Origin of the sequence: Achromobacter sp., from assembly GCF_049647645.1 — a bacterium.
In the GTDB taxonomy this organism is placed as follows: Bacteria; Pseudomonadota; Gammaproteobacteria; order Burkholderiales; family Burkholderiaceae_B; genus Achromobacter.
On sequence record NZ_JBARYB010000308.1, the window covers coordinates 1 to 12,229 of the forward strand.

The following is a 12,229-nucleotide window of genomic DNA, read 5'->3' on the forward strand; positions in this document are numbered from 1 at the left end:
CATCGAGCTCCTGGCGCGGCAGCCCGCCGGTCAGCGCGCGTTCGCGCATCGCGTCCAGGTCGCGGCGCAGGGCCGCCACCACCTGGGTCCTGCCATGCTCATCCAGCGCGGCGCGCATGGCCGGCGCGTTCAGCAAGCGGTCCAGGGAGGGAATGTCGGAGACTGCGGCCGCGCCGCCTTCGGGCGTATGCGCAGCCATGCTATTCCTCCGAACCGTGCCACAGCAGCGGATTGCCGCTGGCCCGCGAATAACCCGCCTCGCCGACCAGCACGTCCAGCATCAGGCTGGCCAGGTCGTCGGCCACGGGCTCCACCTGCAGGTCCTTGTCCTGGTAGAAGATCTTGCGGTAGGTATGGCAGTGGTCGCAGGTTTCGGCCTTGATGGCCGGCGTGCGGCCCTCGATGGCCTGGTAGGCCACCGACTCCACGTCTTCGCAGTGGGAGCACTTCACCCGCACCATGTGCCATTGGGTCGCGCACAGGCTGCAGCACAGGTAGCGGTAGCCTTCGAACTGCCCGCCCACGCGCACCACGCTGGCCACCGGCAGGCTGGCGCACACCGGGCAGACGCCGAAGGGACTGGCGACCGGCAACTGCTTTTCATCGAAACGGCTGGCCAGGTCGGTCCAATAAACTTGCAGGGCCGCCATCACGAAGGGCGCCACGGCGCCATCGACGCCCTGGTCTTGTTCGGACAGCACGGCCTCGGCCAGGTCCTCCAGCGACTCCGGGTTCTCGGCCAGCGCGCGGCGCAGGCCGGCGCAGACCTCGACGGCCTCGGCCGGCACGTCCTTGGCTGCGGCCACGTGCGCAATCAGTTGGCCCAGGATGTCGCGCCACAGCGGATCGCGCGGCCAGCCCACCGCCTGCAGCGGCGGCATGCCATGCGCCTGCGCCAGCGAAATGCGCTCCTCGGATGCCTCGGGCGCCGCGCAAGCCTGCAAGGCGCGGTGCTGGGCATCGACCAGATGCGCCATCAGCAGCAGATAGTCGGCCACCGGGCTGTCCGCCGCCAGCTGCCGCAAACGCGCAGCGCGCGTCGCGAAGACGGACCCGCGGTCCGGCAGGCTGACTTGGGGAATGCGATTGTGGTCTAGCGCTTCGATCTCGCCGCGCGGAAGAATTCGCTGCACTTGCGTCTCCAGTAAAAAAACACGGCTGCCAGCCTTCAAGGAGAAGGATAGCAGCCGTTGGGCGGGTGCGTGAGGGCCAGGAAGGCCCCGGTTGCCGCAGGGCAAGCGGGACGCACGCAGTGCGCGCGCCGTGGGGGCCCTTCCCCTCTATTTTCTGATCTGTTCCCGGAACCAGGCGCGGTGATGCTTCCAGGCCCAGCCCGCTGTCACATACCCGCGCAGCATCGCGGTCAAGGAACCCTTGACCCAGATCGCCGCGTAGATGTGCACGATGATGGCGCAGATCAGCACCAGCGCGCTGACGGCATGCAGCACCGAGGCGGCGCGGATGACCCAGATCGGGAAATAGAACGCGAAGTACTCGCGCCAGATCACGATGCCGCTGGCGAACAGGCCCAGCATGCACAGGATCAGCACATAGAACAGCAGCTTCTGGCCGGCGTTGTACTTGCCGACTTCAGGCAGCTTTTCCTCGCGGTTCTCGACCACGTCGTTCAGTTGCCGCATCCACTGGCGGTCGGCCTTCGTCATGAGGTTGTGCCGCCACATATGGCCGGCGAACACGACGAAGCAGGCGAACATCACCACCCCGATGAAGGGATGCAGGATGCGCGTCCAGGGGCCGCCTCCGAACAGGTTGCTCAGCCAGTACATGGACGGGTGGAACAGCGCCAGTCCGGACAGCGCCAACAGGATGAACGTGAAGGCGATGATCCAGTGGTTGGTGCGCTCGCCCGGCGTATAGCGCTTGATGCGGCGGTAGTGGCGGTCTTCACTCATGGCGCACCTCCTCTTCGGCACGGCGTTCGTCTTCCTCGGACACCTCGTTGCGGCCAACGCGGGCATAGTGGAAGAAGCCCGCCAACGCGGTCAGGGCCATCACGGCCACGCCCACGGGTTTCGACAGCCCCTTCCATAGCGAAACCATGGGGCTGATCTGCGGGTCCTTGGGCAGCCCGTGATACAGCCCGGGCTGGTCGGCGTGATGCAGCACATACATGACGTGGGTGCCGCCCACGCCCTGCGGGTCATACAGGCCAGCCTTGTCGAAGCCGCGCGACTTGAGGTCGACGATCCGCTCCTCGGCGTGCTGCGTCATGTCTTCCTTGGTGCCGAAGACGATGGCGCCGGTGGGACAGGCCTTGACGCAGGCCGGCTCCTGGCCGACGGCCACGCGGTCGGAACACAGGGTGCACTTGTACGCCTTGTGGTCCTTCTTGGAGATGCGCGGCACGTTGAACGGACAGCCGGTGATGCAGTAGCCGCAGCCTATGCAGTTCTCTTCGTGGAAATCCACGATGCCGTTGGTGTATTGGATGATGGCGCCCGGCGAGGGACAGGCCTTCAGGCAGCCCGGGTCCTCGCAGTGCATGCAGCCGTCCTTGCGGATCAGCCATTCCAGGTCGCCTTGCGGATTCTCGTATTCGGAGAAGCGCATGACCGTCCAGGAATGCTCGGTCAGGTCGGCCGGATTGTCGTAGACGCCCACGTTGGTGCCGATCTCGTCGCGCAGATCGTTCCATTCCATACAGGCGCTTTGGCAGGCCTTGCAGCCGATGCACTTGGAGACGTCGATCAGCTTGGCCACCGAGCCCGTGATGGGCTCGCGGATGCCGGGCGGCGGCGTGGTGGTGGCGGAGCGCCGCTTGATGTCTAGGGATTGCATGGACATGTCGGTCTCCTTAGGCCTTCTCGACCTGCACCAGGAACGACTTGAATTCCGGCGTCTGGGAATTCCCGTCGCCCACGAACGGCGTCAGGGTGTTGGTGAGGAAGCCGGGTTTGGCCAGGCCCACGAAGCCCCAGTGGATGGGGATGCCGACGTGATGCACCGTCTTGCCTTCGACAGTCAGCGCGCGCAGGCGCTTGGTGACCAGCGCCACGGCCTTGATGTAGCCGCGGTTGGAGGACACCTTCACGCGCGAACCGTTGGCGATGCCCAATTCCTTGGCCAGCGCCTCGCCGATCTCCACGAACTGCTCCGGCTGGAGGATCGCGTTGATGCGGACGTGCTTGGTCCAGTAGTGGAAGTGCTCCGTCAGGCGGTAGGTGGTGGCCACGTAGGGGAACTTGTCCACCGTGCCCATCGCGGCCAGGTCGTCCTTGAAGACCCGCGCGGCTGGATTGCTGGTGACCCCCTTGGCCTTCGGATACAGCGGGTTGTAGCCCAGCGGCGTCTCGAAGGGTTCGTAGTGCTCGGGGAACGGCCCTTCGGCCATGCCCGCCCGCGCGAAGAAACGCGCCACGCCCTCGGGGTTCATGATGAAGGGACCCATGCCGCCGTCGGGGTTCTCATCGCCCTTGAAGTCAGGGATGTCGGCGCCGGTCCAGAACTTGCCGTTCCAGGAGATCAGGCTGCGGCGCGGATCGAACGGCTTGCCCGCCACGTCGCAGGACGCGCGGTTGTAGAGGACGCGGCGATTGGCCGGCCAGGCCCAGGCCCAGTTCAGGGTCTGGCCTATGCCGGTCGGGTCGCTGTTGTCGCGCCGCGCCATCAGGTTGCCGCCGGGGCCCCAGGCGCCGGCGAAGATCCAACAGCCGCTGATGGTGGAACCATCGTCGCGCAGTTCCGCGAAGCCGGCCAGTTGCTCGCCGGCCTTGCGCGTCACCTTGGAAGGATCCTTGGGGTCGGTCAGTTCTACCAGCGCCTTGCCCGTGTATTCCTTGGCCAGCTCTTCCGCGGTGGGATTCTGCGGATTGGAGTACGGCCAGGACAGGTTGACGATGGGGTCGGGGTACTTGCCGCCTTCGTCCTGGTACATCTTGCGCAGGCGCGTGAACAGCAGCGCCATGATCTCGATGTCGCTCTTGGCTTCGCCCGGGGGCTCGGCGCCCTTCCAGTGCCATTGCAGCCAGCGGCCGGAGTTCACCAGCGTGCCGTCTTCCTCGGCGAAACAGGTGGTCGGCAGGCGGAAGACCTCGGTCTGGATCTTGGACGAATCCACATCGTTGGCTTCGCCCGCATTGCGCCAGAACTCGGAGGTCTCGGTGACCAGCGGGTCCATGATGACCAGGAACTTCAGGTTGGCGAAGCCGGCGTTCAGCTTGGCCTTGTTGGGCGCGGCGGCCAAGGGGTTGAAGCCCTGGGCGATGTAGCCGTTCATCTTGCCCTGGAACATGAGCTCGTAGACCTGTAGCATGTCGTAGAGCTTGTCGAGCTTGGGCAGGTAGTCGAAGGCCCAGTTGTTTTCGGCCGTGGCGGACTTGCCCCACCAGGCCTTCATCAGGCTCACGTGGAACTTGCTGTAGTTCTGCCAGTAGCTGAGCTGGTTGGGCCGCAAGGGCTTCTGCGTGCGCGACTCGATGTACTTGCCGTAGTCCTGTTCGGGCTCGTTGGGCAAGGTCATGTAGCCGGGCAGCAGGTTCGACATCAGGCCCAGGTCGGTCAGGCCCTGGATGTTCGAGTGCCCGCGCAGCGCGTTCATGCCGCCGCCGGCGATGCCGATATTACCCAGCAGCAGCTGCACCATCGCGCCGGTGCGGATGATCTGCGAACCGATCGAGTGCTGCGTCCAGCCCAGCGCGTAGAGGATGGTCGCGGCGCGGTTGGTGGTGGCGGTGGAAGCCAGCATCTCGCACACCTTCAGGAACTTGTCCTTGGGCGTGCCGCAGACGCGCTCGACCATTTCCTCGGTGTAGCGCGAATAGTGCTTCTTCAGCAGCTGATAGACGCTGCGCGGGTGCGCCAGCGTCGGGTCGGTCTTGACGTAGCCGTCGTCGCCGCGCTCGTAGTCCCAGCTGGCCTTGTCGTAGGTGCGCTTCTCGGCGTCGTAGCCGGAATACAGGCCTGCGTCGAACGCGAAGTCCTCGCGCACGATGAAGGAGAAGTCCGTGTAGTTGCGCACGTACTCGTGCTGGATCTTGTCGTTATCCAGCAGATACTTGATGACGCCGCCCAGGAAAATGATGTCGGTGCCGGTGCGTATGGGCGCGTAGAAGTCCGCCACGGATGCCGAGCGCGTGAAGCGCGGATCCACGACGATCAGCTTCGCCTTGTTATGGGCTTTTGCTTCCGTGACCCATTTGAACCCGCAAGGGTGGGCCTCGGCGGCATTGCCGCCCATGATCAGTACTACGTCCGCGTTCTTGATGTCGACCCAATGGTTCGTCATCGCTCCACGGCCAAACGTCGGGGCAAGACCTGCCACCGTCGGGCCATGTCAGACACGGGCTTGATTGTCGAACGCCAGTATCCCCATGCTGCGCACGGTCTTGTGCGTGATGTAGCCGACCTCGTTGCTGCTTGCCGAGGCCGCCAGCATGCCGGTGGTCAGCCACCGGTTGACGGTTTTGCCATCCGCGGTCTTCTCGACGAAGTTCGCGTCGCGGTCGGCCTTCATGAGCTTGGTAATGCGAGTCAGGGCGTCGTCCCACGACATCCGCACCCACTTGTCCGAACCTGGCGCCCGGTATTCCGGGTACTTCAGGCGGTTGGGGCTGTGGATGAAGTCGATCAGGGCAGCGCCCTTCGGACAGAGCGTGCCGCGGTTGACGGGGTGGTCCGGGTCGCCCTCGATGTGCATGATGCTGGCGCGGGCGTTCTTGGAGCCGTCGCCCAAGCCGTACATCAGCAATCCACAGGCGACCGAACAGTAGGGACAGGTGTTGCGCGTTTCAGTCATGCGCGCAAGCTTGTACTGGCGGACTTCGGCCATGGCCGTGCCGGGGGCAGCCCCCAGCAAAGCCAGGCTGGAGCCTGCCAGCGTCGCACCGGTCACCTTGAAGAACTGGCGGCGATTCATGTTGACCATGAAGCACTCCTCTCCTGGTGAATGAAGAAAGCCTTCAGGCCGCCGAAGCGAAAAGGCCCTACGACTTCCAAGGATATTTTCCCGAGTATAGGCTTTGCGAGACGGTCGCGCCATGAGATCAGTCCTAAGGCTGACCGTCCTTATGTCTGAAACTTGGCCGCCAAATCGGGTTTTTTCACAGATTTTGGATGATCCCGCGGCTGCTACCATTCCCGGCTGCCTGGACTGGCCGGCGGGCTCCCGCTGCGGGGACGCCGCGCCGGCCCGCTCTCCCTCTTTTCCCCGCATGACCGTAGGAGCGCCGATGCGCCGCCTTGTTGCCCTGGCCCTGTCTTTCGCCGCCGTCGCCGCGCTGGCGCCGGCCGCACCCGTCCTGGCGGCGCCAGCCGCCCCGACCCCGGCCGCCGCCGCTACCGAAGCAGCCCACCAGGCGGCGATGGAAGGCTATCTCTACTTCTATCCGCTGGTCACGATGGACCTGACCCGCCGCCAGTTCACCCATCCGTCCCGCGGCGCCGAGGGTGCGCCCGCCAACACCTTCCTGCACGGGCGCGCGTTGCCGCAGCCCGGCGCCGCCACGCCCTGGGCCAATCCCGACATGCTGCGCAGCACCGCCTGGCTGGACCTGACGTCCGGGCCGGTGGTGCTGTCGGCGCCGGACACGCAAGGCAGGCTCTACACGCTGACGCTGCTGGACATGTGGACCGATGTGTTTGCCACGCTGGGCAAGCGCAGCACCGGCACGGCCAAGGGCAATACCGTGATCGTGCCGCCAGGCTGGAGCGGCGTGCTGCCCTCGGGCATGGCGCGCATCGACGCGCCCACCACCTACGTGTGGGCCAAGAACCTGATCCAGACGAACGGACCAGCGGACTACCCTGCGGTCCACGGTTTGCAGGACGGCTTCGCGCTGACGCCGCTGGCGCAATGGAATCTGCCGGCGCAGGCGCAGCGATTGAAATCCGATCCTTCCCTGAATCTGCAGGTCCCGGTGCGCGAGCAGGTCGAATCCATGCCGACCGACGCCTACTTCGAGTACGCGGCCGAGCTGCTGCGCAAGAATCCGCCGCATCCCACCGACCAGCCGGTGCTGGCCAAGCTGCGCGGCGCCGGGCTGATCGCCGGCCGGCCGTTCGACTTCGCCCAGCTCGGCCACCCCGCCAAGCAGGGTTTGCGGCGCGGCCTGCGGGCGGCTCGCGAGCGGATGATGGCCGCAGCCGGCGGCACGGTGCGCAGCGTGAACGGCTGGCACCAGGAAACCGCCAGCATCGGGGTCTACGGCAATTCCTACCTGCGGCGCGCCCTGGCGGCGCAGGCGCAGCCGGGCGCGGGCCTGCCCGAAGACCTGAGCGTGCTGCTGCTGGCCGTCGACAGCCAGGGCGCGCCGCTGGACGGCGCGCACGGCTACACGCTGCATTTCGAGAGCGGCCAGTTGCCGCCCGCCGCAGCGATGTGGTCGCTGGCGGCCTACGACGCGCAAGGCATGCCGTTTGCCAATCCGCTGAACCGCTACGCCCTGGGCGACCGCGATCCCCTGCGCTACAACGCCGACGGTTCGCTGGACCTGCGCGTCAGCCACGCGCCCCCCGCGCCCGAGGAACAGACCAACTGGTTGCCCCTGCCCGCCGCGGGGCCGGCCAGCGTGCTGCTGCGCGTCTATGCGCCCGAGCCCGCGCTGCTGGATGGATTGTGGACGCCGCCCGCCCTGCTGCGCGACGTCCCGCCTGAAGAAACGGTGGAAGTCCCTCCGGAAAACACTGAAAAGACCCAGCCATGACAGGCGCCTGCCGCTACCATAGGTGTTTTATTCAAGATTGAACGACCGCCATGGACGAAGCCTTTAGCCACCAACTGTCGATGACCATCCTGATGACGCCAGACATGGCGAATTTCTCGGGAAATGTGCACGGCGGAACCATCCTCAAGTACCTGGACCAGGTGGCCTATGCCTGTGCCAGCCGGTACGCCGGCCAATACGTGGTGACCCTGTCGGTGGACCAGGTGGTGTTCCGCGAACCTATCCACGTGGGCGAACTGGTGACCTTCCTGGCAGCCGTGAACTACACCGGCCGCACCTCGATGGAAATCGGCATCAAGGTCGTCACCGAGGACATCCGCAAGAAGCTGGTGCGCCACACCAACAGCTGTTACTTCACGATGGTGGCGGTGGATGAGCAGGGCGCGCCGACCGCGGTGCCGCCGCTGGAACCGCGCAACCTGGAAGAAAAGCAACGCATGGAAGCCGCCCGCCTGCGCCGCGAACTGCGCCAGGAAATGGAACGCCGGCACGGCGAAATCAAACGGGAAACCACGCACGACGGTCAGCCCTGAAACGGGCTTCCTGATCGGCCAAAGTAAAACGAGCCCATACGGGCTCGTTTTACTTGCGCGTCTTCCGGCTCGGGAACCGCGCAGGGCCGTTCTCAGGCGCGTTCCGCGGAAGCCGGAGGCGCCGGCGGCGCGGCGGCGGGCTCGCGGTCGCGGCCGACCATGCGCTTCAAGCCCAGCCACTGCTGCGACCAGAAGCTGCGGCCGTAATCGCGCCCGCCCAGTTCCGCCTGCTGGTCATGAATGCCCGTGGGGCCATAGCCCACGCCGAAGCGGGCGGTGCGGAACAGTACGTCCCAGATGGGGAACAGCGCGCCGAAGTTGTAGCCGCCCACCGGCCCCGGCGAGGAGGCGTCGTAGGCGATGGAGTGGTGATGGCGGTGAAAGCGCGGGCTGACCAGCAGGCGCTCGCCGATGGCGCCGAAATGCATGCGCAAGTTGGCGTGCGAGAAGCTCTGCGCCAGCTGGGTGATGGCCACCACAATGACGAACTGCGCCGGCGGCACGCCCACCAGTTGCGACACGAACACCACCAGCACGTCGCGCAACATGTCGTCCAGCAGATGGTTGCGGTCGTCGCTCCAGATTGTCATCTGGCGCTGGCTGTGGTGCACCGCATGCAGCGCCCAGAGCCAGCCGAAACGATGCTGGGCGCGATGGTAGAAGTAGTCCACCGCGTCGAACAGCAGCAGGTAGATGATCAGGCTGACCCAGGCCTTGTCCGTGACGCCGGGCCAGTACTGGTCCAGCTGGAAGGCCGCGAAGCCCCAGACGTGCAGTTGGCCGAACACGCTGTCCCACAGCGGATCCACGGTGAAGAACAGCAGCAGGCGGAACGCGCCCAGGCGGTGGATCAGCGTGTACAGCACGTCGATGCCGATCTGGCGGCGGTCGGTGACCGCCTCCACGGGGCGCAGGCGCTGCAAGGGGCCGAATATCAGCACCAGCACCGCGACCTGCAGCAGGCCGACCAGCAGCCACATGGTGGCGTCGTAGCCGTCTTCGATGAAGTTGCTCAGGCCCAGGTGGAACAGCGCGGGCTGAATCGCCGTTTCGAAGAGCCATTGCTGGCACTCTCCGAACAATTGACTAAGCGTATCCATGATCAATGATGAGTAGCGATCCAGTCGCGGTAGGACGGATGCGTGTCCAAAGTAGCAAAACAATAGCCCTTGCGCTGCAAACCTTCAATCAGCGGCTCCAGCACGGCCGGCGCCCAGGGATCCTGGCGCGACCAGATGCCCAGGTGGGCCAGCAGGATGTCGCCGGGCTTGATGGTGCGCAGCGCCTGGTCCAGCAGGCGGGCGTTGGGATACTTGTCGCTGGGCAGTTCATCGCCCAGGAAGCCGGCGGGCGCCCAGCCCACATGCTCGAAGCCGCAGGCCTTGGCCGCCTTCAGCAGGGCGGGCGAGGTCTTGCCGCCCGGGGCGCGGTAGATCGGCAGCATGTTCTTGCCCGTCATCTGATGGAAACGGGTGACGGACCGCTTGATCTCGGCGCAATACTGTTCGGGCGTCCAGTCGGCGCGCTTGCCCGCGTCCGGACCGGCGCTGGGCTTGACGCGGAACTTGCCGCCGGGCAGGTCGGCCTGCCAATAGACGTGATCGTAGGTATGCGAACCGAAGACATGGCCTTCGGCCGCGCGCGCCTTCCACCACGGCGCCCACACGTCATCCAGGCTGAAGCCGTCGGTCAGCGTGCGTTCGTTGGCCAGGAAGAAGGTGACCTTGACGTTGTGGCGGGCCAGCACGTCGGCGATCAGCGGGGCCACGCCCATATGACCGGTATCGAAAGTCAGGTAGACCGGCTTGTCGCAGGCAGCGGGCGCGGCCGTTCCCATGGCGGGAAAGGCCAGCGCGCACATCACAGCCACAGCCACATGCCGTTTTGCCGGCAAGCCCCCGCAGGTGGGCGCGGCGTGGGGGCTCTTCTTACCGCGTAGGAGCATGGTTCAAGGTCCAGACGCCGTGGGGCGACTTGCCCACCGGCACCTGATTGACCACCTTCTTCTGCTCCAGGTCCACCACGGTGAGCTTGCGGGCCCAGCGCGAAGTGACCAGCAGCGTCTTGCCGTCGGCCAGCACGTCCATGCAGTCAGGGCCGCCCGGCACCGGGAAGGTGTCGGTGACGGCCAGCGTCTGCAGGTCGATGCGGCTGATGGAATTGGCGGTGCGGTTGCTGACGAACAGGTGGCGGTGGTCGCCCTGCGCACGGAAGGCGTGGGCGCCGGCGGCGGTCTTGATGCGCGTCACCAGCTTGGCCGGGCCGTTGCTGACGTCGTAGGCCTCGACGTAGGAGTCGCCCGTCAATGCCACCAGCAAGGTTTTCTGATCAGGCGTCAGGAATACGTCGGCGGGCGTCTTGCCCACCGGCACCGTCCACTTCGGCGTCTGCGTGGCCAGGTCGATGGCGATGAGCTGATCGCTGTCCTGCAGCGTCACGTAGGCCGTGGTGCTGTTCTTGTCGATCATGATGTGGCTGGGCGTCTTGCCCGCCTGGATGCGCTTGACCAGTTTCAGGTCGAAGCCCTTTTCCAGCGGATGCCAGGAATAGATGTCGATGTGGTCCAGGCGGTTGGCCGCAGTCACGAACCACTTCATGTCCGGCGAAAACTGCAGCTGATAGGGATCGACGATGCCGGTCAGCGTGCGCTGCACTTCACCGGTCTTGGGGTCCATCAGCGTGATCGAATCGCTGGTGGCGTTGGCCACCATCAGCGACTTTTCGTCGGGGGTCAGGTACAGGTGATGCGGCTCCTTGCCCGTGGGCACGCGCCGCAATTCCTTGTACGAGGTCGGATCAACGATGCTGACGTTGGCGTCCAGGGAGTTCAGGACGAAAATCGGGGCCGAGGCCGCCGCGGCGCTCAGCGCCATCCCTACGCCGAACAGGGCGTAGCGGACAAAATGCATGGGGTTCAATTTCTAGGTCCGGCAAAGGGGTATCGGGCAGGGTCCCGGTGCTCGCCATTTTAGGCATAGCGGGCTGACAAAAGGGCGTCGCGCCACGCCACGCGGACAAACGGACACGCCTGTTGCGACCCAGCAACAGGCGTGCGCGGATTACTCCCCGAAAGCCGGAAAAATCATTTGCTGCCAACGGGTTGCGCGTCGGCGTCGGTCCAGGTTCCGGCACTGATATCGCGTTCCCGCAAGGCCGCGGCGCGCGCCGCGGACGAAGGTCCCAGGTCGGACTCCAACACGCGCCCATCGGGGCCGATGACAAAGGTGTCGATACCGGTCTGCCCGTAACGGGCCGGCCAGGCGACGATCCGGTACGAGCTGCCATCGGCACCCGGCATCACCTTGTAGCGGTAGCCGTAATAGGCGTCGTCCAGCGGCACTTCCGGCCCCATGCTCAGCGCGTCCAGCCCGTAGGCCTGCTGCGGGGCGCCGGGGACCTCGGGCCAATACAGGCCGTCGCGCTGTCCCGGGCGGCTGACCAGGCGGCTCGCAAAGCGCCCCTGGCCCACGCCGTCCTTGTAGCGGGCCTGGGCGGCCTGCAACTCCCGCAGCGTGGCAATAGCGGTCAGTTCGTTGCGGCCAATCGCGCGGCGGCGGATTTCCGCCGTGCCGGCCGCCGGGTCGAAACGCCAGCCCTGCCCGGCACGCACGATAGGTACGGGCAGGGTCCAGCCAGAATCCCCGACCGCCAGCCAGGAACGGCCGCCGTCGGCGACGATTTCGTGCTTGCGCGACCAGGCCGCCAGGAAGCGGTAGATGTCGTCCTGCGCCACGCCGCCAGGCACGATCTTCCGGTGATTCGGCCCCAGCACCTTGGCCAGTCCGTCCAGGTCGCTGGTGGCCATGGCATCGACAAAGGCGTCGGCCGCGGCCTGCGGACTCGGATACAGGCTTTGCGCCGCGGCGGGGGCCGCCAGGCCCAGCGCCAGCAGCGACGCGGCGCCCAGCGCGCGCAAACGAGCAATGGTCATGAGAGTTCCCTTGTCCATGATGCTTATCTCCGGCCGCCGAAATGTCCGCCACCGCCACCGCCGCGTCCGCCGCCGGCGTGGCC

Annotated in this window: 10 protein-coding genes and 1 pseudogene; 2 read left to right on the plus strand and 9 right to left on the minus strand. The window is 66.0% G+C overall.

The annotated features are described in order from the left end of the window. From WBB14_RS34850 to fdnG, 5 genes and pseudogenes are all read right to left on the minus strand, one after another. A pseudogene (locus WBB14_RS34850) lies at window positions 1–199 on the minus strand (L-seryl-tRNA(Sec) selenium transferase); the annotation flags it as partial. Between the two features lies 1 nt (window position 200). Next, on the minus strand, window positions 201–1,133 hold the full coding sequence (fdhE, locus tag WBB14_RS34855; RefSeq protein WP_424243798.1) for a formate dehydrogenase accessory protein FdhE: 933 nt from the start codon (window positions 1,131–1,133) through the stop codon (window positions 201–203). A gap of 147 nt (window positions 1,134–1,280) precedes the next feature. Further along, complete coding sequence (locus tag WBB14_RS34860; protein WP_424243799.1) at window positions 1,281–1,913, minus strand: formate dehydrogenase subunit gamma; 633 nt, start codon at window positions 1,911–1,913, stop codon at window positions 1,281–1,283. Beyond that, a complete protein-coding gene (gene fdxH / locus WBB14_RS34865) occupies window positions 1,906–2,805 on the minus strand; it encodes a formate dehydrogenase subunit beta (RefSeq protein ID WP_013391078.1) in 900 nt (299 codons plus the stop codon). Before fdxH ends, WBB14_RS34860 begins: the two co-directional genes overlap by 8 nt. A 10-nt stretch (window positions 2,806–2,815) precedes the next feature. Continuing rightward, window positions 2,816–5,884, minus strand: a complete 3,069-nt coding sequence (gene fdnG, locus WBB14_RS34870) for a formate dehydrogenase-N subunit alpha (protein WP_424243800.1) — start codon at window positions 5,882–5,884, stop codon at window positions 2,816–2,818. Between the two features lie 304 nt (window positions 5,885–6,188). Here fdnG and WBB14_RS34875 point away from each other — a divergent pair, with 304 nt between their 5' ends. Both WBB14_RS34875 and WBB14_RS34880 read left to right on the plus strand, forming a co-directional pair. Next, a complete protein-coding gene (locus WBB14_RS34875; RefSeq protein WP_424243801.1) occupies window positions 6,189–7,661 on the plus strand; it encodes a DUF1254 domain-containing protein in 1,473 nt (490 codons plus the stop codon). Window positions 7,662–7,711: 50 nt separating this feature from the next. Beyond that, window positions 7,712–8,215: an acyl-CoA thioesterase gene (locus tag WBB14_RS34880; RefSeq protein ID WP_013391074.1), complete on the plus strand. Its 504-nt coding sequence runs from the start codon at window positions 7,712–7,714 to the stop codon at window positions 8,213–8,215. A gap of 92 nt (window positions 8,216–8,307) precedes the next feature. On the opposite strand, the gene WBB14_RS34885 is transcribed toward WBB14_RS34880, so the two are convergent. The 4 genes from WBB14_RS34885 to WBB14_RS34900 all read right to left on the minus strand — a co-directional run bounded on the left by WBB14_RS34885 (window position 8,308) and on the right by WBB14_RS34900 (window position 12,164). After that, window positions 8,308–9,315 (minus strand): sterol desaturase family protein, encoded by a 1,008-nt coding sequence (locus WBB14_RS34885; protein WP_424243802.1) that lies wholly within the window; start codon window positions 9,313–9,315, stop codon window positions 8,308–8,310. Between the two features lie 2 nt (window positions 9,316–9,317). After that, complete coding sequence (locus WBB14_RS34890) at window positions 9,318–10,076, minus strand: polysaccharide deacetylase family protein (protein ID WP_424243805.1); 759 nt, start codon at window positions 10,074–10,076, stop codon at window positions 9,318–9,320. 67 nt (window positions 10,077–10,143) lie between these two features. Then, on the minus strand, window positions 10,144–11,124 hold the full coding sequence (locus WBB14_RS34895; RefSeq protein ID WP_424243803.1) for a YncE family protein: 981 nt from the start codon (window positions 11,122–11,124) through the stop codon (window positions 10,144–10,146). Between the two features lie 173 nt (window positions 11,125–11,297). Continuing rightward, window positions 11,298–12,164 carry a DUF2950 family protein gene (locus WBB14_RS34900; protein ID WP_424243804.1) on the minus strand — a complete coding sequence of 289 codons (867 nt, stop codon included), beginning with the start codon at window positions 12,162–12,164 and terminating at the stop codon, window positions 11,298–11,300. Between the last annotated feature and the right edge of the window lie 65 nt (window positions 12,165–12,229).

Bases quoted from the DNA above. Each gene is read 5' to 3' on its own strand.
- WBB14_RS34885 (WP_424243802.1), bottom strand. From the start codon at position 9,315: ATGGATACGCTTAGTCAATTGTTCGGAGAGTGCCAGCAATGGCTCTTC.
- fdxH (WP_013391078.1), bottom strand. From the start codon at position 2,805: ATGTCCATGCAATCCCTAGACATCAAGCGGCGCTCCGCCACCACCACG.
- WBB14_RS34875 (WP_424243801.1), top strand. From the start codon at position 6,189: ATGCGCCGCCTTGTTGCCCTGGCCCTGTCTTTCGCCGCCGTCGCCGCG.
- WBB14_RS34890 (WP_424243805.1), bottom strand. From the start codon at position 10,076: ATGTGCGCGCTGGCCTTTCCCGCCATGGGAACGGCCGCGCCCGCTGCC.
- WBB14_RS34860 (WP_424243799.1), bottom strand. From the start codon at position 1,913: ATGAGTGAAGACCGCCACTACCGCCGCATCAAGCGCTATACGCCGGGC.
- WBB14_RS34900 (WP_424243804.1), bottom strand. From the start codon at position 12,164: ATGGACAAGGGAACTCTCATGACCATTGCTCGTTTGCGCGCGCTGGGC.
- WBB14_RS34895 (WP_424243803.1), bottom strand. From the start codon at position 11,124: ATGCATTTTGTCCGCTACGCCCTGTTCGGCGTAGGGATGGCGCTGAGC.
- WBB14_RS34880 (WP_013391074.1), top strand. From the start codon at position 7,712: ATGGACGAAGCCTTTAGCCACCAACTGTCGATGACCATCCTGATGACG.